This is a genomic window from Clostridium sp. LXY-7 (assembly GCF_056172015.1).
Window position 1 is genome coordinate 937873 of record NZ_JBLLJL010000002.1, and the last position, 21154, is coordinate 959026.

At 30.9% G+C, this 21154-nt stretch carries 18 protein-coding genes; 3 read left to right on the forward strand and 15 right to left on the reverse strand.

Annotation, left to right across the window (positions count from 1 at the left end; translation table 11 throughout):
• The 10 genes from mutL to ACI48Q_RS11620 form a co-directional block, all read right to left on the reverse strand.
• Nucleotides 1-1848, reverse strand: a complete 1848-nt coding sequence (gene mutL / locus ACI48Q_RS11575) for a DNA mismatch repair endonuclease MutL (protein WP_474919233.1) — start codon at nucleotides 1846-1848, stop codon at nucleotides 1-3.
• Between the two features lie 97 nt (nucleotides 1849-1945).
• Nucleotides 1946-4588: a DNA mismatch repair protein MutS gene (gene mutS / locus ACI48Q_RS11580; RefSeq protein ID WP_474919234.1), complete on the reverse strand. Its 2643-nt coding sequence runs from the start codon at nucleotides 4586-4588 to the stop codon at nucleotides 1946-1948.
• Nucleotides 4589-4699: 111 nt separating this feature from the next.
• On the reverse strand, nucleotides 4700-6025 hold the full coding sequence (miaB, locus tag ACI48Q_RS11585; RefSeq protein ID WP_474919235.1) for a tRNA (N6-isopentenyl adenosine(37)-C2)-methylthiotransferase MiaB: 1326 nt from the start codon (nucleotides 6023-6025) through the stop codon (nucleotides 4700-4702).
• Between the two features lie 510 nt (nucleotides 6026-6535).
• Nucleotides 6536-6958, reverse strand: coding sequence for a hemerythrin domain-containing protein (locus ACI48Q_RS11590; RefSeq protein WP_474919236.1), 423 nt, complete (start codon nucleotides 6956-6958; stop codon nucleotides 6536-6538).
• A 213-nt stretch (nucleotides 6959-7171) separates the two neighbouring features.
• The gene (locus ACI48Q_RS11595; protein WP_474919237.1) at nucleotides 7172-7342 is read right to left on the reverse strand and encodes a hypothetical protein; all 171 of its coding nucleotides are present in this window, start codon (nucleotides 7340-7342) and stop codon (nucleotides 7172-7174) included.
• Nucleotides 7343-7641: 299 nt separating this feature from the next.
• A complete protein-coding gene (locus ACI48Q_RS11600) occupies nucleotides 7642-8670 on the reverse strand; it encodes a pyruvate kinase (RefSeq protein WP_474919238.1) in 1029 nt (342 codons plus the stop codon).
• A gap of 13 nt (nucleotides 8671-8683) precedes the next feature.
• The gene (rpsA, locus tag ACI48Q_RS11605; protein ID WP_474919239.1) at nucleotides 8684-9844 is read right to left on the reverse strand and encodes a 30S ribosomal protein S1; all 1161 of its coding nucleotides are present in this window, start codon (nucleotides 9842-9844) and stop codon (nucleotides 8684-8686) included.
• Nucleotides 9845-9983: 139 nt separating this feature from the next.
• A complete protein-coding gene (locus ACI48Q_RS11610; RefSeq protein ID WP_474919240.1) occupies nucleotides 9984-10313 on the reverse strand; it encodes a HesB-like protein in 330 nt (109 codons plus the stop codon).
• Between the two features lie 388 nt (nucleotides 10314-10701).
• Nucleotides 10702-12555, reverse strand: coding sequence for a collagen-like domain-containing protein (locus ACI48Q_RS11615; RefSeq protein ID WP_474919241.1), 1854 nt, complete (start codon nucleotides 12553-12555; stop codon nucleotides 10702-10704).
• Nucleotides 12556-12663: 108 nt separating this feature from the next.
• Complete coding sequence (locus ACI48Q_RS11620; protein WP_474919242.1) at nucleotides 12664-13224, reverse strand: hypothetical protein; 561 nt, start codon at nucleotides 13222-13224, stop codon at nucleotides 12664-12666.
• A 310-nt stretch (nucleotides 13225-13534) separates the two neighbouring features.
• Here ACI48Q_RS11620 and asnB point away from each other — a divergent pair, with 310 nt between their 5' ends.
• Nucleotides 13535-15400 (forward strand): asparagine synthase (glutamine-hydrolyzing), encoded by a 1866-nt coding sequence (gene asnB / locus ACI48Q_RS11625; RefSeq protein ID WP_474919243.1) that lies wholly within the window; start codon nucleotides 13535-13537, stop codon nucleotides 15398-15400.
• A gap of 98 nt (nucleotides 15401-15498) precedes the next feature.
• Here asnB and ACI48Q_RS11630 read toward each other — a convergent pair whose 3' ends face one another.
• Nucleotides 15499-15981: a UPF0158 family protein gene (locus ACI48Q_RS11630; protein WP_474919244.1), complete on the reverse strand. Its 483-nt coding sequence runs from the start codon at nucleotides 15979-15981 to the stop codon at nucleotides 15499-15501.
• 270 nt (nucleotides 15982-16251) lie between these two features.
• On the opposite strand from ACI48Q_RS11630, the gene ACI48Q_RS11635 reads away from it, so the two are divergent.
• Both ACI48Q_RS11635 and ACI48Q_RS11640 read left to right on the forward strand, forming a co-directional pair.
• Complete coding sequence (locus ACI48Q_RS11635) at nucleotides 16252-16848, forward strand: ECF transporter S component (protein ID WP_474919245.1); 597 nt, start codon at nucleotides 16252-16254, stop codon at nucleotides 16846-16848.
• A 53-nt stretch (nucleotides 16849-16901) separates the two neighbouring features.
• The gene (locus ACI48Q_RS11640; RefSeq protein WP_474919246.1) at nucleotides 16902-17864 is read left to right on the forward strand and encodes a P1 family peptidase; all 963 of its coding nucleotides are present in this window, start codon (nucleotides 16902-16904) and stop codon (nucleotides 17862-17864) included.
• Between the two features lie 89 nt (nucleotides 17865-17953).
• Here the strand turns inward: ACI48Q_RS11640 and ACI48Q_RS11645 are convergent, their stop codons facing one another.
• From ACI48Q_RS11645 to hemB, 4 genes are all read right to left on the reverse strand, one after another.
• The gene (locus ACI48Q_RS11645; protein ID WP_474919247.1) at nucleotides 17954-18898 is read right to left on the reverse strand and encodes an SPFH domain-containing protein; all 945 of its coding nucleotides are present in this window, start codon (nucleotides 18896-18898) and stop codon (nucleotides 17954-17956) included.
• Nucleotides 18899-18902: 4 nt separating this feature from the next.
• Entirely contained in the window at nucleotides 18903-19334 is a 432-nt protein-coding gene (locus tag ACI48Q_RS11650; RefSeq protein ID WP_474919248.1) for an NfeD family protein, read from the reverse strand.
• Between the two features lie 234 nt (nucleotides 19335-19568).
• Entirely contained in the window at nucleotides 19569-20057 is a 489-nt protein-coding gene (locus ACI48Q_RS11655; protein ID WP_474919529.1) for an ECF transporter S component, read from the reverse strand.
• Between the two features lie 47 nt (nucleotides 20058-20104).
• On the reverse strand, nucleotides 20105-21070 hold the full coding sequence (hemB, locus tag ACI48Q_RS11660; RefSeq protein ID WP_474919249.1) for a porphobilinogen synthase: 966 nt from the start codon (nucleotides 21068-21070) through the stop codon (nucleotides 20105-20107).
• Nucleotides 21071-21154: the final 84 nt, after the last annotated feature.

Genomic DNA, 21154 nt, shown 5'->3' on the forward strand with positions numbered 1-21154 from the left:
TTAAATTATTCTTCTAAATACTTTTTCAATGTCCTTTATGGAATACTTTACTATAGTTGGCCTACCATGCGGACATGTGAAGGGTTCCTCTATATATCTTAATTCCTCAATTAAATAATCCATTTCTATGTTGCTTAATTTATTGTTGGCTTTAACAGAGGCTTTACACGCAATACTGGCTATTTTATTATATTTCACCTCAACTGTGCTTCCATTTCCAAGTCTCTTTATATTTTCTAATATATCATAAAAAAGCTCCTTAATATTAGGTTTACCTAATATTAGAGGTGTCTCTCTGATAATAATAGCATTATCTCCAAATCCTTCTATTAAAAAACCAGTTTTCTCAAAAACTTCTGCATTTTCTTTATATATTTCATAGTCCTCGAAATTTAACTCTATCATCATAGGTTCTAATAATATTTGACTTACTACTTGAGAATTTTTAATTTCTTTAATATATTTTTCAAAATTTATTTTTTCATGGGCAGCATGTTGATCAATTACATAGAGTTGATCCCCATTTTCTCCTAATATATAGCTGTTGTAAAACTGTCCAATAATTTTTAAAGAAGGAAATTTTGGTGTTTTTGTTGGCTCCTTAATTCCATAATCTGTGTAATTAACTTCCTCAGTAACACCTTCTTTTTCTTTAATATATTCTTTAAGTGATATTTCTTCAGCTTCCTTCACTTTTCCTTCTAATATAATATCACTATTAGAAATATACCCACCATAATTATTTCCAAGGAAATTATTACCTTTTAATTCCGTTGGGAACTCAACTTGAATTAATTCACCATAATCAATTTTTTTTTCCTTTTCTTCTTTTTCCTCATCTATAGCAAATGAGCTTCTATAACTTTCTTTTAATGCATTATGTACCCCATCAAAAACAGTTTTAAATAGTGTGCGTTCTTCCAAAATTTTCACTTCACTCTTTGTTGGATGAACATTAGGATCTATATACTCTGGAAATATTTCTAAAAACACAGTGAAAAATGGAAATTTGTTTACTGTTGCAAAGGATCTAAAAGCATTTTCCACAGCAGTTGTAATTAAACTATTTTTTATAATACGCTTATTAACAAATATAGTTTGCCTATTTCTACTTCCTCTGCTTATGGACTCTTTACCAATAAATCCATATACAGATACTATATCATTATGATTTTCTATGGGTAATATATTTTCATATACTTCTTTTCCATATAGAACTCTTAAAGTATCCTTTAAGTTTTCTCCACCAAAAGTTTTATAGATTTCTTTTCCATCATTATAAAGTTTAAAGGACACATCGTAATTTCCCATAGCTAATTTTAAAACTAAATCATTTATTATAGCTTTTTCTCTTTGAGTAGATTTTAAAAACTTTTGCCTTGCTGGAACATTATAAAATAAATCTCTTATTTCTATCTCCGTACCTCTGTTAAATCCTACTTCTGTTATATGTTTTATATTTCCACCCTCAATATATATTTCTTTTCCAAAATCTATACTATCTATTCTAGATTTCATCCTTACCTTTGACACAGATGCTATACTAGCCAATGCCTCTCCTCTAAATCCAAAGGAATTAATATTATATATATCTTCTATATTCTTTATTTTACTTGTTCCATGAGGCATAAAAGCCTTCTCTACATCCTCTGGGTGAATACCTTCACCATCATCACTAATTCGTATAAGGGTTGATCCACCATCTTCAATTTCAATGATTATATTCTTGCTACCAGCATCTATACTATTTTCAACCAATTCTTTTACTACTGAACTAGGTCTTTCTACCACTTCACCTGCAGCTATTTTATTTGAAGTTTCTTCACTTAATAAATTTATCCTTTTCATACCTCACCAACTTTCTAAAGTATCTTCAAAGATTTAATTAGTAAATAAGCTATAATTATCCTTATTTTCTGCATTACTTTCTTTTAAATACCTAAGACTAAAATTCTTTAGCCTTATTTATAATTTCGTACAACTTATTAAAGCCCTCCATAGGGTTCAGCTTTAAAATATCTATATTGGATATTTCTTTTACCAAATTTTTAACTGCTATATCTTCAAAGCTAATTTGAAAAGATGGATTTGAGTCAACCGCAACTTCATTTCCATGAGCTTTTTTTAAATCTTCTTTATCTTTAAGAGTATTCTCTCTATTTTTTATAGAAATTTCCTCAGGTTCTTTATTATCCTCTAATTTTAATAATATTTCCCTAGCTCTGACAATGACCTGCTCTGGTAACCCTGCTAATTTTGCTACCTCTATACCATAGGATTCATCTGCTCCCCCTCTAATTATCTTTCTTAAGAAGATTATACTATTGTCTACTTTTTTAGCTGCTATAGAGTAGTTTTTAACTCCATCTATTTCACCTTCCAATTTTGTAAGTTCATGATAATGGGTTGCAAAAAGGGTTTTGCATTTTATATTAGAGGTATTACATATATATTCAATAACAGACCATGCAATGCTAAGTCCATCATAGGTGCTAGTTCCTCTACCTACTTCATCTAGAAGTACTAAACTATTTCCTGTAGCATTTTTTAATATATTTGATACCTCCCACATTTCTACCATGAAGGTACTTTTTCCTCCTGCTAAATCATCGGAAGCACCTATTCTTGTAAATATTTTATCACATATAGATATATTTGCTTTCTTTGCAGGGACAAAGCTACCTATTTGAGTCAAAATACTTATTAATGCTACCTGCCTCATATATGTAGATTTTCCAGCCATATTAGGACCAGTGATTAACATCAATCTATTATCTATATTGTCAAGGGTTGTATCATTGGCAACAAAACTATTATTCTTTGTTAATTGTTCTACAACTGGATGTCGTCCCTCTATAATTGATATTTCACCTTTTATATTTATCTCCGGCTTCACGTAATTATTCTCTTTTCCAACTACTGCTAATGACCAAAGACAATCTATTTCAGAAATTAATTTTGCCGTACTTTTCATCCTATCAATATTTTTCTCTAAGGAATTTCTTATTTCAACAAATATCTCATATTCTAAAGTTATTAGCTTCTCCTCTGCACCTAACACTTTTTCTTCCATTTCTTTAAGTTCTGGTGTTATATATCTCTCTGCGTTTGATAGGGTTTGTTTTCTTATATATCTACCTTCTGGCACTGAAGATAAGTTTGCCTTAGTTATTTCAATAAAATATCCAAAGACTTTATTATAGCCAATTTTTAAAGACCTAATCCCTGTTACTTCTTTCTCACTATTCTCTAATTGTGATATCCATAGCTTTCCATTGCTTTTAGCTTCTCTTAGATTATCGACTTCTTTATTATATCCCGATTTAATTATATTTCCTTCCTTTATTGAAAGACCAGGACTATCTATTATAGCCTTTTCCAATAGTTCATATATATCTTGAAGGGTGTCTATTTTCTTGAAAATATTTAAAAGTAACTTACTTTTGCTCTTTTCTAATAACATTCTCACATTAGGTATTTTGGATATAGAGGTTTTTAATGCCATAAGTTCCTTTGCATTAATAGCTTTAGAACTTATTTTCCCCACCAATCTTTCTATATCATATATATCTCTTAAGGCGTCCTTTAAACTCTCCAATAAATCTATGGAACTAGATAATTCTTCTATAGCACCCTGTCTATCTAGAATACTTTCAGCATTAAGTAGTGGTTCTTCAAGCCATTTTCTAATCCGCCTTCCACCCATTGCTGTATTAGTTTTATCTATAACTGATAATAGAGTTCCCCTTTTGCTCTTATCTCTCAAATTTTCCATTATTTCTAAATTCCTACGTGAGTTTATATCCATCATCATAAAATTACATACATCATATACTTCTATTTTATTTATATGACATAGTGAATACTTCTGAGTATCTCTTATATAATTAATTATACCATTACAACCACAAATTTCTGTAGGAGTTAACTTAATATCATGTAAATTTGAAAATTGAGCCTCTAGGTTTGAAATGTCTTTATTAAAATATTCCTTATTAAAATAAGATGTGGAGAAATTCATTCTTTCCTTTAATTCATCTAATAAATTATGGGAAAAACCTTCTGGCACAACCACTTCTGAAGGTTCAAATTTACAGATTTCATCAATAATACCACTTCCATTTAAAGATGTCTCAGTACAATAAAATTCACCTGTAGATAAATCACAAGAGGATAGACAAACATTCTCACCATCTAAAAACAAAGATACAATGAAGTTATTTTTGCTTTCCTCCAAATAAGATGAATTCGTATAGGTTCCTGGAGTTACTATTTTTATTATATCCCTTTTAACTATACCCTTTGCAACCGCTGGATCTTCAACCTGTTCGCATATTGCTACTTTAAATCCTTTACTTACCAAGGTCGAAATATAGTTTTCTGCTGCATGAAAAGGTACTCCACACATGGGAGCTCTATTTTCCAGTCCACAATCTCTACCTGTTAAAGTCAACTCTAACTCTCTAGAAGCCACTTCTGCATCCTCAAAAAACATTTCATAAAAATCACCTAATCTAAAAAAGAGAATAGCATCTTTAGATTTTTCTTTTACTTCAAAGTATTGTATCATCATTGGCGTTAATGCCATAAATCATCTCCCCTTTTCTTAAAAATTATTATAAGCCATCTAAAAGAATTTCACTAGACTTATACTATTCTTTTTCCTTTAGATACATAAAAAAGCGACTAAGTCGCTTTTTTATACTTCTTCTCCTACTAATGAAAAAGATTGTGCCTTAGTAATTTTTACATTAACTAAATTACCTATATTTTCACCGCTACCCTCAAAGTTCACTAGTTTTCCAGTCCTAGTTCTACCAGTAAGTTTACTATCATCGCTCTTACTCTTACCTTCTACTAAAACTTCAACAGTTTTACCATCATACTCACTATTTTTCTTAGCACATATTTCGTTTACAGTTTCAACTAATCTATTAAATCTTTCTTTTTTAACCCCTTCATCTACTTGATCAAACATTAAATCTGCTGGGGTTCCCTGTCTCTTTGAATATAGGAAAGTAAAGGCTGAATCATATTCTACTTCTTTAATAAGATTTAGTGTATCTTCAAAATCTTCATCTGTTTCTCCAGGAAAACCTACTATTATATCTGTAGTAAGAGCAACATTGGGAATTCTTTCCTTAATTTTTCTAATTGATTCTAAATATTGTTCTCTTGTATAATGTCTATTCATTTTCTTTAGAATTCTACTTGAACCAGACTGAACTGGTAGATGTATATATTCACAAAGCTTAGAACCTTCAGCTATTGCATCTATAACCTCTTCACTTAAGTCCTTAGGATGTGAAGTCATAAACCTAACTCTTTCTAATCCATCTACCTTATCAATTCTTCTTAAAAGTTCAGCAAAATTAATTTCAGGTTCTAAGCCTTTACCATAAGAGTTAACATTCTGTCCTAATAGTGTAACCTCTTTATAGCCTTCGCTAACCATTCCTTCAATTTCTTTTATTATCTCTTCTGGATTTCTACTTCTTTCTCTACCTCTTACATGTGGTACTATGCAGTAAGTACAAAAATTATTGCATCCATACATTATTGTAACAAAGCCTTTAATACTACTAGCTCTATCTACAGGTGCACCTTCAATAATATCAGCTTCTTTATCCCAAATTTCAACAATAGGTCTTTCTCCACCTAATGCTCTCCCTAAGTACTCAGTAAACTTATATGCATTATGAGTTCCTATAATAATATCTATAAATGGGAATTTTGAAATTATCCTTTGAGCCATTCCCTCTTGTTGCATCATACACCCAGTAACCGCTATAACAACTTCTGGACGCTCTTTTTTTAATTTTTTAAGTGCTCCAAGGTTTCCATCTACTTTTTGCTCAGCATTTTCTCTAACACAACAGGTATTAAATATAATAATATCTGCCTCTTCTTTACTCTCTGTTCTTGTATGTCCTAATGGCTTTAGTCCTCCTGAAAGTTTTTCTGAATCTTCTTCATTCATTTGGCAGCCCCAAGTCTCTATATAGTATCTTAAATTTTTATTCATTAATAGTTTCTCCTCCAGTAATCTAAAGTTTAAGTTTCGGATCTAAATATTGTGTATAATATGCTATAAATAAACAATATACTCACTATTTACTTTCTCTGGATACCTGATTTTAAATCATTATCAATTTAGTATTATAGCATATATAGGGCTATTAATAAACTTTATTAATAAAAATTTTTTATTAATATATAAGTTGTAACAATATTTCTACATTAAATAAATTAACTTCATTAGGACTTCAATATTATTACTGCTCCTCCGTTTCGAAACCTTGATTTACTGAGGCTCTATGTAAATCTAAGCTTTCTGCAAATGTCATTCACAGCAATAATATTGAAGTCCAATTTCAAGTATTTTTTCATGAAATGTAGTTTCATTATTGAAACTTATATATTCGTCCTTATATCTCAAAATAAAGGTTAAGAAAACTTAAATATTTCTACAATCCAAATATATTTAAATCTGCAAATAGTCATATAGAACTTTACCATTTATTTTTATAAAGTTCTATATTCCTTTTTCGGTAATTAACTTATATAACTCTGATTCTTCCTTGATAATTCTTTTTTTTATTCTGTTTAAAATATCATCAGTTTGTATTTTGAATATACCAATGTTATCAAGAATTTTACTCTTAGTATTAAATTTATTTTTATAATCTACATAAGCTCCTGCAATATACCCCATCTCATCAATATATACATTTGACATGTCTTTTAATTTACTATCTTCACCATTAAATAATGCTGGATATAGAAATCTATCTTCCATACTTAAATGAATTTTTATTTTGCCAGCTAAACTATTTATATGCCTTACTAGATCTTCTAAATGATTGTCATAATCTTTTCTTATAATTAAACTATTCATGTGATTTATTTCTTCCATAATATCTTTATGTTGTCTCTTAAAATTATCTATATTTACCATAATTAACACTCCGTTTCTTATATTTAACACTTTACTTGATTTTATTATAAGTTCCAATTATTTATAATTCCGTAACCTTAGTTACGGAGAGTGCATAAGTTTATATACGCTGATTGTATTTAAAATTCAATATAAAAAGCCTTAAATACTATTCTAAATTCCTATAGTATTTAAGGCTTTCTTTAATTATTTACATTTTTAAACCAAAATTAACTACCATTTTCCATCATACTTAATAGGTTTTGCTTTTTCATTACCTGTTTTTGCTTTACCCTGTATTTCTGGTACAACATGAGTTTCGTTTTTAGGAAATTTCTGTTTTTTGTTGCTTTCGGTGCCATGTGGTTCTTCTACATTCGGTCTTCTCATACCAGCCTTAGCCATAGTTCCTTCCTCCTTTAAATAAAATGTGAAGCATTTTATTTAGTGAATTGCGACCTATGGTCGCAGAGAATTATGCCAGAGGCACAGAGAAGTGTTCGCTTTGCTCACAGATAATTGCTTACATTGTTCGCAGAGAATTGACTTGGTCAGAGAAAAAGCTTTTGCCCAAGCAAAAACCTCTCTGTGAACGAAGTGAACACCTCTCTGCGCTAAAGACGCACTTCACTGCAACCGTAGGTTGCAATTCACTAAATAAATTACTTCGTAATTTATTTATAGTTTGTACGAAACTCTAATTTTTATTCTATTTCTTTATGTCTATCTATAAACTCCTTGAGAAACTTTACAGTCTCTATTGGATATCTACCAACAGTAACTTCACCACAAAGCATGAATCCATCTACTGGAATTTTAATTAAATTATATAACTCATTTACTTCACTTATAGATGGAGTAATATTTTTCTTCATTGACTCCAATAAGTAAGTAGACACAATCACTGGTTTTGAAAAATCCCTACACTGATTTATAATTTGTTCTTGAATAACAGGAACATAATTAATATCCACTTCACCCAATATATCTCCTCTTCCAACAATGATTCCATCTACATGTGGTAATATTTTTTTTAGATTCTCTACACCCTCTAAGCATTCAATTTTTCCGTATATTAAAGGAAACTTATTAGAATTTATCTGTTTTAATGATTTTTCAATTATTTGTCTTAAATTTAATATATCAATATCATCTACAACATATGAAAGACAAATAATATCTACACCATTTTTTACTCCCCAACTTATATCATTTATATCCTTTTTAGTAATACTTGTTCCTTCCCTATTCATCCCAGGCAGATTAACTCCCTTTTCCGCTCTAATAATTCCGCCTTTGACAACCTTGGTCATGATATACTCACTGGACAGTTTTTTTTCTAATATTTTAAACTCCATTGTACCATCTTTCATCATTATCCTGTTGACATTCTCTAATAGTTGAAATTTTCCATTGAAACTTATAGGTATTTTTTTTACCCCAATGCTGTTTTTATTTTTAAAGAATTCCTCGCTACAAAAGCATATTATATCATCTATTCGTACTTTTATTTCTTCTTTAAATAGCTTTGATATTCTCACTTTATTTCCTTGTAAATCCTGTAGTTTTAATACCTGCGAGTGTTTATCATTTAAATATTTTACAAAGGTTTCACATTGATCATAATTTATATGTGAAAAATTAAATCTAATTATATTCCCGCCTACTTTAATTAGTTTATCTAAATCTTCAGTAGTTTTTATATTAGGACCTGTAGAACAAACTATTTTCATTTTAAATACCTACCTACTCAAATTTTAATCCCTTTAGTTTTTCACCTAGCATATCTCCAAGAGTAAGTTCACTATCATCATTGTATTTTTTATATTCTTTATTTATTTCCATTCCATCCTTTATACTAAGAGATATTCTTTTATTTGTTTCATCAATTTCAAGCACTTTAACTTTTACAATTTCTCCAATTTTAAGTTTATCTTCTGGCTTAGTTATATTTTCATCACTTATTTCATTTATATGGACTAAACCTTCAATACCTTCTTTTATTTCAACAAAAGCACCGAACCTAGCAAATCTTGTTACTGTTCCTTGAATTGTTTCTCCAACACCAATATAATCTTTAATATCATTCCAAGGATTTTTAATTGTATCTTTTAAAGAAAGTCCTAATCTCTTTTTATCTATATCTATAGAAATAATATACACTTGAACCTGATCACCTTCATTAACTATTTCCTGTGGCTTAACAACTCTTTTCCAACTTAAATCACTTAAATGTATTAAACCTTCAATTCCTCCTATATCAACAAAAGCTCCAAACTTAGCTAATTTAGTTACTCTTCCCTCTATAAGTTCTCCTACTTTTACAGAATTCCATAGCTGTTGTTCTATTTTATTTTTCTCTATTTCTTCTATAACTCTTCTAGAAAGAACTATTTTTTTGTCATTCTTATTAAACTCAATAATTTGTACTTGAAGTTCCTCTCCGACAAAATCCTTTAAGTTCTCTACATAATTAACACTTAGCTGAGATGCTGGAACAAAAGCTCTTACCCCAAATAATTCCGTAATAACTCCACCCTTTACTTCTTCTTTTACCTTAATCAATACTTCACTTCGTTTATTATATATATTTTCAATTTTATCCCATACTAATATTTCATCAGCTTTCTTCTTTGAAATTATTATATGTCCTTCGCCATCATTATATTTTAATACTATACCACTAACTTCATCTCCAGCTTTAATTACATCTTCTACATCAAACTCTTTTTCATAGCACAACTGATCTTTAGGAATTAATCCATCATACATAACTCCTAAGTTTACTATAGCACCTTCATTATTAACAGACAGTACTGTTCCTGTTACTAGATCTCCTTCATTAATATGTTTAAAAGAATCATCAATTTCATTTAATAAATCATTCATTGATATATCATTACTCATAAAAATCTTTAGCAAATACTTATGCAAAGTATTTTACTAAACTTCACATCCTTTCAGAAATTTTAAAAATGCAGACTCTCAGTAATATTATACCACTGAACGCCTGCATTTTATAAATTATTTACTTATGTAGCCTTTATTAACCACAACTACTACATCCAGCGCATCCGCCGCCTTCTGGTTTGTTTTCGGGTTCGATTGAGAATCCACCTCTGCCATTTTCATCTGCAGATAGTATTGAAAGTTCTCCAAATTGATCAGTAACCTTTTTATCTACTAAAAAAGTTAATCCATCTATAACTTCTGTATTATCTGTTTCCTTTTGTTCATCTAGAACAAGATTAAATGCTGCACCACCACAGCCCATACCTGCAAAATGTATTCTAACAATCTTTGCAGTGACTTCATTATCTTTTAGAAATTGTTGAAATTCCTTTGAAGCGTTATCGCTCATTTTAACAATTGCCATATTTTTTTACCTCACTTCACCTATATTTGTATTATCTAACTTATTATTATTATGTGCAAAAATCTCTTTTGTATCTAAAGTTTTAAAAGATATTTTATTAATAATACAATTCTATAATACCATAGATGTTTTTGCTGTCAATATACTCAAATTCAACTTAATTATCGTATTAATTTTCAGGATCAACTGTAATTGCCATCTTATTATAAATAAGTCTTATTTGTTAATAATAATTTAATTTTATTATAATCTTTACCTTCATTTATAAATTTATAAATAAATTTCTTATTATTGCTTATAATAACTTTTGGGGAAATTTATTTATCCTTATACACTTATTATTTAACTTTTTACATTAAAAGGGATACTCCTATGAGTATCCACATTTTTATTGAATCAAATCACAATTAATAAAAGATGAAACTAAAGCTACAATATTACAATAACTTGAGAAGAAAGTACCCCTATTATTAGATTGCTGCCCTTCAAAAGTTGCCATTCCAGAAGCTATTGATATAGCCCTAGCTCGCATTAATCCTAATGGTACAAATTCAACTAGTTGGAATTGTCTTGCTGTTAATTCTCCGCACCCAGATTGTATTATGGATTGTTCTAACACTTCTTTTATAGAATTTAGACCTTCGCATCCAGACGGTGGTTCAACATCAGGAATATATAGTAATATTCCCTCTTCTTCAGCTAATGGAGTGTTGATATATATTCTATGATGTGGGAAATCTATACCTACTATATTAAATATCGGTACAGATATATTAATATTTGTAAGAGTTCTTGTACAAAGCATTCCATTGGTAACAATACTATTTCTATCTATAACTATAATTCTTCTATTATTGTTTGTATCACCTTTAAAGAAAACATTTATTTGCATTGGTGGAAGTTCATTTTCTATAATGAAGTCAATTAATGCCAGTAAGAACTGCTCAGTTCTTAAAGAACAGTATTCACAACAATTACTTCCTCTTGGTCCTGTTGGTCCTGTTGCTCCCGTTGATCCTGTTTGTCCTGTTAATCCTCTTGGTCCTGTTGGGCCTGTTGGGCCTGTTGCTCCTGTTAATCCTCTTGGTCCTGTTGGGCCTGTTGGGCCTGTTGCTCCTGTTAACCCTCTTGGTCCTGTTGGTCCTGTTGGGCCTGTTGCTCCAGTCTCTCCTGTGAATCCTCTTGGTCCTGTTGGGCCTGTTGGGCCTGTTGGGCCTGTTGGGCCTGTTGCTCCAGTTGGTCCTGTTGGTCCTGTTAATCCCCTTGGTCCTGTTGGGCCTGTTGGGCCTGTTGGTCCCGTTGCTCCAGTCTCTCCTGTGAATCCTCTTGGGCCTGTTGGTCCTGTTTGTCCTGTTGGTCCTGTTGGGCCTGTTGCTCCTGTTGGTCCTGTTGGTCCTGTTAATCCCCTTGGTCCTGTTGGGCCTGTTGGGCCTGTTGGACCTGTTGGGCCTGTTGGGCCTGTTGCTCCTGTTGGGCCTGTTAATCCCCTTGGGCCTGTTGGGCCTGTTGGTCCCGTTGGTCCCGTTGCTCCAGTCTCTCCTGTGAATCCTCTTGGTCCTGTTGGGCCTGTTTGTCCTGTTGGCCCTGTTGGTCCTGTTGGGCCTGTTGCTCCAGTCTCTCCTGTGAATCCTCTTGGTCCTGTTGGGCCTGTTGCGCCTGTTGGGCCTGTTGGTCCTGTTGGTCCTGTTGGGCCTGTTAATCCCCTTGGACCTGTTGGTCCTGTTGGGCCTGTTGCTCCCGTTGCTCCAGTTTCTCCTGTGAATCCTCTTGGTCCTGTTGGTCCTGTTGGTCCTGTTGGGCCTGTTGCTCCTGTTGGTCCTGTTGCTCCTGTCAATCCCATAAATCCTCTTGGACCTGTTGGACCAGTCTCTCCTGTTGCTCCTGTTAACCCTCTTGGGCCTGTTGGGCCTGTTGGACCTGTTGGGCCTGTTGCTCCTGTTGCTCCTGTTGCTCCTATTGCTCCTGTTTCTCCTCTTGGACCTGTTGGGCCTGTTGGGCCTGTTGGGCCTTGATATCCTCTTAACCCTTGAACTCCTGGAATTCCTTGTGGCCCTTCTGGTCCCTGTGGTCCCCTAGGTCCCATCTGGCCTTGTATTCCTTGTGGTCCTCTTGGGCCTGGCGGTCCTGGTGGTCCTGGTGATGGACAGGGACAAGGACAGTGGCGTGTATGATTATTAGATTGGGATAGTAAATTTACTAACAACTTAATCTTATTATATATATCCATGTTATTACTATTCATCTATAAACACCTTCTGCACATAAAATATAGTAGGGAAATCCCTACTATTATCTTATGTTCATCAAATTATATTGTTACAACTATATGAATTAACATAACATTATGGAATTATCCTATGGATTTGTCTATTTTAAAATTATCTATTGGTAAAATTTCATTAGAAAACATTCTATATGAATGCTTTTCATAGGATATTTTTATAATATCTTCAGTTACAATTTTCCCTCTATTAATATAATCTTCAAAATCATAGCAAGTTAAAATATCTATACTTTTATCCATGCATACTTCAATAAAATTAAATATTATATTTTTATATATTGTATAAGAACTTTTATTAATTATTTCACTACTGTCAAAAAGAAGATTTACATTTGAAAATCCTTTATTTATTATTTTAAGTCTATGTTTGTCTACATACTTATAAATACATTCTTTATCATCCAATGTAGTTTCAATCATAAGCACATCAATATTTATATTTTCCAACATACACTTTTCATTATCATCTAAATTATTTATTAATAGCTCATATATATTTTTATCTATAAACATCAGTGTGTATATATTATTTTCCATATTTTTCTTTATATATTTATATAAATTTATTAAATAATGATCCTTTCCATAATAATAGAAACATATATTTCTTCCATTATGCCCTTTCATAAATATCCTCCTCACTGTAATAAAATGGAATTTATTTTTTAATATTCTATTTTATTTCACAATACCCTTTATAATATTTATATTATTTATAGTTAATTTATATGATTATTTGACATAGAAATTAAAATTTATGTAATAGAAAATAAAAATTAACTACTATATAACTTTTCATAAAGAAATGTGTTATACTATGTTTTATATGAAATAAAATATGGTTAAAATATGTATAGTGGGTATTGACCATTAACTAGTTGTATCGTAAAATTTTTCATATGTAATTTGTAAATTATGCCACTAAGGAGGAAAAACTATGTGTGGATTTGTAACATTTTTTAGTAATTCAACCATTAAAGAAGAAAGTAAAGAATCTCTCCGAAATATGAGAAAAGCTATTACTCATCGTGGTCCTAACCAAGATGGAGAATATATGGATGATAGTGTGTATTTAGGCTTTCGAAGATTAAGTATCTTAGACTTAGAAAATGGAATTCAACCTTATTCCTATAATAACGAGTTAGAGATAGTCTTTAACGGTGAGATTTATAATTATATATATCTTAGAAATCAATTAATCAAAGAAGGATATGAATTTATCACCAATTCAGAGGTAGAAGTAATTGCTAAATCATATATTCATTATGGTGAAAAATTTGTTGAAAAATTAAGAGGTATGTTTGCCTTCATTATTTGGGATAAAAAAAATGAAACATTATTTGGTGCTAGAGATGCCTTTGGAATAAAACCCTTCTATTATATAGAGAACAGCACTGGGCTGTTCATAGCATCCGAATTAAAAAGCTTCTATGAAAATGAAGATAGTACTTATAGTGAATTAGATGATGAATCTCTACATAATTACCTTACATTTCAATTTGTTCCTGAACCTAAAACGCTTTTGAAAAATGTAAATATTTTAAAACCAGGTCATACAATTAAAAAGAAATTGGGAAAACCTCATGAAATTAGTTGTTATTATTCTATTAAATTCAATCCTACACCAGGTCCAAAGGATGAAAAAATGGAAGAAATTCGCAAGGTTCTAGATGATTCAGTTAAACTACATATGCAAGCAGATGTTCCTGTTGCTACTTTTCTATCTGGCGGTATTGACTCTACTGTAGTTACTGCCCTTGCTAAAAAATATAATCCAGATATTAAAACCTTTACTATAGGATTTGATAGACAAGGCTATACTGAAATTGATTTAGCTAAAGAAAGTGCTGATAAAATTGGAGTAGAGAATATTAGTAAAATTATAACCTTTGAAGAATTTGCTAATGAATTGCCAAAAATTATATGGCATATGGATGAGCCAGTGGCTGACCCAGCTGCAATTCCACTATATTTTATAGCTCAAGAAGCAGCAAAACATGTAACTGTTATTCTATCAGGTGAAGGTGCTGATGAAGTCTTTGGTGGGTATACCATATACCATGAACCAAACTCATTAAAGATGTTTGATCATATTCCTAATTTCATGAAGAAGGCACTAAAATCTGGAGCATCAATAGTTCCTCAAGGAACTCGAGGAAAAAGCTTCATTGAAAGAGGATGTACTCCTATGAGAGAACGATATGTAGGAAATGCAAAAATCTTCTTAGATAATGAAAAAGAATCTATTCTTAATAATTATAATTCTAAATACTCTATAAAGAATGCTATGAATGATATCTACGATAGAGCATCTAATTATGACCCAATAACACAAATGCAATTCGTAGATTTTAATACATGGCTTACAGGAGATATCTTAGTTAAAGCTGATAGAATGACTATGGCTCATTCCTTAGAACTTAGAGTACCGTTCTTAGATAAAGAGGTATTTAGAGTAGCTTCTAAATTAACTTCAGATGAAAAAATTAATGGTCATATAACAAAATATCTTTTAAGAGAATCTTTTAAGTCTGAACTTGACCTTTCAGCTTTAGACAGAAAAAAATTAGGATACCCTGTTCCTATTCGTCTTTGGCTTAAAGATGAACTTTATGAGTGGGCTATAAACATAATAAAAGATAGCAATGCTGATGAATTTATAAATAAATCTGCTGCAATCAAGTTAGTAGAAGATCATAAAGCAGGTCCTTTTGATTTAAGTAGAAAAATTTGGACTATACTTATATTCTTAATTTGGCATAAGGTTTTCATTGAAAAACATACTCCATTTTTAGATATTTAATTCATATTAAATAAAACGAGTTGTAGAATATCTCATACTTATAATATTCTACAACTCGTCTATTTTAGACTTTGTTTTAATGTAGTGTTGATAATGAACTACATATTATCTAAAACTTTAATCTCATGAGATTCTAACCATTGTATTAGATATTTTTTTAGCTCTTTATCTTGAAAATCATAAAATTCATCTATTTTATCATTCTTTATCATTTCTTTATTAAAAGAGGTATAAACACTATTCCAATCTATGGCCTTATATAACTTTGTAGCTAATTCACTATCTTTAATTGTATTTATAAATTTTTTCATAATATCTATGATTATATTTTCACTCACTAGTGGCACATATAGATAATTACTATCATAATTCATAATTATATCTTCTGCCTCATCTGCCAATTTTCTTTCCCAAGACTCTAACTCTTCAAAATTTTCTTCATTTTCCATAGCCTTTATCACATTTCTAGGTATATATGCAAATTCTCCATTGGTTAAATTTAAATAGGACTCCCCATCTCCCCTAGTTTCTTGTACACTCAGCTCCAATAATAATTCCATATCAACATTTAATATCTTCATACTACACCTCTTCTCTCTTATAGATTATATTATAATATTATTTAACTACTATTATAACATAATCTTATTATTATACATAATGCTCCATAAAATATATAAATAATGATAAATTCTGTGTTTACACTAAATTTTTAATGTATAAATATTGATTTTTTCATTTATCGTGGTAAAATAAACTTGTCGGTATCCTTATAGAACCGAACGTGTCTAATATTTTATAATTAGACCCGAATTATATCTCTATGGAGAATAATAATGGGAGGAATATTTATGGAAAACAAATTAACATCCACATCAAAATCATCTAAACTTACAACTAGGCAGATTGTCCTTGTAGGTATGTTATCCTCTATTTGTATTATACTAGGTATGACACCACTAGGTATGGTGCCTCTGCCATTTATTAGTGCCACAATTCTGCATGTTCCAGTTATCATCGGTGCTCTTTTAGAAGGCCCTGTTGTTGGAGGTTTTGTTGGACTAGTCTTTGGTATATTTAGTTTTATACGTTCTTTTTCCTCTGGAACTGTAACTGCTTTCTTATTCATGAACCCTATTATATCTATAGTTCCACGGGTTTTAATTGGAATTTTAAGCTACTATGTATATAAGATGATTAAAACAAAAAAACAAGTTTTAAGAATATCTATTGCATCTCTTGTTGGTTCTTTTGTAAACACTCTAGGAGTTCTTGGTCTTGCTTATTTATTATATGCAGATAAACTTTCTCAAGTACTTGGAATTTCTAAAGAAGCTGTTAGAATATCCTACTTAACTGTTGCAGGAACCAATGGTTTAGCAGAAGCTATACTTGCTGCTGTAATAACTTCTGCAGTGGTTTTAAGTTTGAAAAAAATATTAAAATAGATTCGTTGCTCCTAGCTACTCTAGGAGCTTTATTTATGATAAGAGGTGAAATTATGAAGAATATAAATTTTATTCATATTCAAGGCATAAAAGTTGGTCATTGTCATAATGAAGATGCAGCTACTGGTTGTACAGTTATATTATGTGAAGAAGGTGCTTCTGGTGGTGTAGCTGTACGTGGTGGTTCACCTGGAACTAGAGAGACTGATTTATTAAATCCTATGGAGATGATACAGAAAATTCATGCAGTAGTTCTCTCTGGCGGAAGTGCCTTTGGACTTGATTCTTCTTCTGGGGTCATGAAATATCTAGAAAATAAAGGCATAGGCTTTGATGTTGGAGTTACTAAAGTGCCTATTGTGTGTAGTGCAGTACTATTTGATTTAATAATTGGTAATAGCTCCATAAGACCTGATAGTGAAATGGGTTTTAATGCCTGTATCAATTCAGAAAATACCTGTATAGATTTGCAAGGAAATGTAGGGGCTGGTATGGGTGCAACCATTGGTAAAGTTCTAGGTCCTACCTATTCTATGAAAGGTGGTATTGGATGCTGTGCCTATGAAATAGGAGGTTTACAAGTGGGTGCAATAGTTGCCGTTAATGCTTTTGGTGATGTGATAAATCCTAAAACTGGAGAAATACTTGCTGGTGCTATTGATAATAATAATAATTTCTTAAATTCAGAAATTACTCTAATAAATATGCATGATCAAAAGGTTCATGGCTTTAAAGGAAATACTACCATTGGATGCATTGTAACTAACGGAATCTTAACTAAAGCTGAAGCTAATAAAATAAGTTCTATGGCCCATAACGGCTTTGCTAGAACTATAAGACCTGCACATACCATGTTTGATGGGGATACTATTTTCACAATGGCTACAAATAAAGTACAGTGTGATGTTAATATTGTTGGAGTTCTTGCAACAAATGCTATGGAGCAAGCAGTTATAAATGCAATAACTAATGCAAAATCTCTTTATGATATAAAATCTTATAATGACTTAAAATAATTTTTGTCATATTTTTAGTTTATAACATAAAATAAAGGTGAAACTCATCTATAGATTTCACCTTTGTTCTAAATTCTATATCATAATAATTATTCTTTATTCATCTTTAGAGTTTCAGCAATGGCTGAAATACTTCCTAGTGAAGACAATGCGTCTACAGGCAGTATTAATTTATTTGCTGGATTCTTAGATAATTCTTTCAGAGCTTCAACTTGTTTTAAAGCTACTACAGTTGAATTAGTGCCTGATTCTAAGATTGCTTTGTTTACTTTTGTTATCGCTTCTGCATCAGCTAAAGCTATTATATTAATTGCTTTAGCTTTTCCCTCTGCTTCAAGTAACTGAGATTCTTTTAACCCCTCAGCTCTTCTTATATTTGCCTCTTTCTCTGCCTCCGCTTGAAGAATCTTAGATTGTTTCTCTCCTTCTGCTCTAGCAATAGAACTTTCTCTGTCACCCTCTGCTGTAAGTATAGCTGCTCTCTTATTTCTTTCTGCCTTCATTTGTTTTTCCATAGCTTCTTGAATTTCTGCTGGTGGAATTATATTCTTAATTTCTACAGAAAGTATTTTAATTCCATAGGCATCTGTAACCTTATCTATTATTTCTAATAGTTTAAAGTTAATAGCATCTCTTCCCGCTAACACTTCATCTAATGACATATCTCCTACAATATTCCTCATATTAGTAACTGTTGAATACATAATACCTTGAACATAATTCTCTATATTATATACTGCATCTTTAGCACTTAAAACTTGATAAAATATAACATTATCTATAGATATTTTAACATTATCTTTTGTTATAACATTTTGTGGTGGTATATCTAATATCTGTTGCTTCATAGATACTCTTTTTCTTACAAAGTCCACAAAAGGAATTGTAAAATGCCACCCCGGCTGAAGGGTTTTATAAAATTGCCCGAATCTTTCCAATACATAATTTGCTCCTGTATTAACTACTTTTACTGAACTAATTATTAGTATGAGTATTACTAATAAAATAACTAAAATTCCTATAATAGGTCCCATAATATTACTCCTCTCCTTTTTTAATAATTAATTTATTGCTATCAATTTTAATAACTTTAAATCTATCGCCTTCCTCTATTGCCTCTCCAATATTTCTAGCTGTCCAATATACTTCATTAACCTTAATTCTACTTTCCTTATTTGTTCCAATTGAAGTATCAGAGGTAAATTCTACACCTTCATATTTTCCAACGAGAAGTTTTTCTTCTGGTAACTTAACATTAATATATTTTTTGGATATCTTAAGACCAAAAATTATAGATATTATTCCTATTACTAGTGCTATCCATATTTGGGTGGTGAAGTCCACGAAAAATCCGGCTATAAATGCAGGTATGAACCCAATTCCTAACCATGAAAATGTAAAGTTACTAGTAAATATATCTATTAAAATTACAAATATTAATAGACCAAACCAAATCCAATTTAAATCCATAATTATCACCTCTAGTACAATCTTAACACACTGTGGAAATCTTTACAAATACTATTAATTACTAATTTACTTCAAATAAAGGTGCTGAAGAAATTTACCTTCAACACCTACTTCCCTATATTTCTCTAATTTCATTTTTCAAGAATTCTTGTTCCTCTTGCTTTAAAAATGGTGGTAATAATTTATATACCTCTAGTTCATTAGTTGAATTCATTCCTTTGCTTGTTCCATTTTTTACAATAAATTCCTTCTTTCTGTTATTGGAACAAGTATAAAAACTCCTATAGCTATTACTATATTAATTAATGCTACTACTGATAATATAGGAAGCATCCCGATGACTCCTTTGCCTAATATTGGTATAAGCATAAATACTCCTATAGGTCCATTAAATAGCACTCCCACTATTATAAACAATAGATATGCCATATTTTTGTTATACTTATTTCCTAATTGAAAGGCTGAATATGCCATTAACATGGTAAGTGCCATATCTAAGGATATAATTATGTGTACTGGCAAAGTCATTGGAAATCCACTAGTAAGAGCTGTAAATAGATGACCTAACATTCCGATTATCGCTCCATATATAGGCCCTAAGAGTAATGTTCCTAAATATGCAGGCATAGAATCAAAAGCTACAGACCCAAAGACCTTTATGTTGCCACCAACAAAACATAAGGCTATAAATAAACCTATTAGTACAAGTTTCTTTGTAGTAATCTCAAATTTGAATATATTCTTCAAAACTATACTCCTTTATTTAATTATTATTCTTTAATCCATTTTGATGCTTGTAGCGCATAATAAGTTATTATAATCTTTGCACCTGCTCTCTTAATTGAGGTTAACATTTCTAGTGCAGCGTTTTTCTCATCTAAAAGTCCATTTTCAGATGCTATTTTTATCATTGCATACTCACCACTTACGTTATAAGCAGCCATTGGCATATTATAAGTTAGAGCAGCTTCTTTTATTATATCTAAATAGAAAACAGCTGGTTTAACCATTATGATGTCTGCTCCTTCTTCTATATCCGCTTCTATTTCTCTCATTGCCTCTTTTCCATTTGATGGATCCATTTGATAGGTCTTTCTATCTCCAAACTGTGGAGTTGAGTTAGCAGCATCTCTAAATGGACCATACATAGCAGAACTATATTTAGCACTATAACTCATAATTGATACATGGTCATATCCATTTTCATCTAATGCATCTCTTATAGCTTTAACTCTTCCATCCATCATATCAGAAGGAGCTATCATATCTGCTCCTGCTTCTGCATGAGACACTGCAATTTTAGCTAAATAATTTAACGTTGAGTCATTGTGAATTTTATCTCCTTTTATAATTCCACAATGTCCATGAGAAGTATATTGACACATACATACATCAGTAACTATAAATAGATCCACAGATAATTCTCTAACTTTTCTTATTGCTTTTTGTACAATTCCTTCACTTATAAAAGCTGAAGTTGCAATCTCATCTTTTTCATTAGGAAGTCCAAATAAAATAATTCCTCTAATTCCAGCTTGTTCAACATCTCTGATTACTTCTTCTAATCTATCTATAGACCAATGGTAATTTCCTTTTAATGAAGGTATTTCTTCTTTTATATTTTCACCTTCTACTACAAATATAGGAAAGATAAAATCATCACTACTCAACACAGTTTCTCTAACCATAGATCTAATAGCATCGTTTTCTCTTAGTCTTCTAAATCTTTTATACATAGCTATTGGAATTATCTCAAGAGTATTTTAGAAATGGAAGTTTTAGAAAATATTTGTACTTTAAATAACTTAGCAATATTTCTA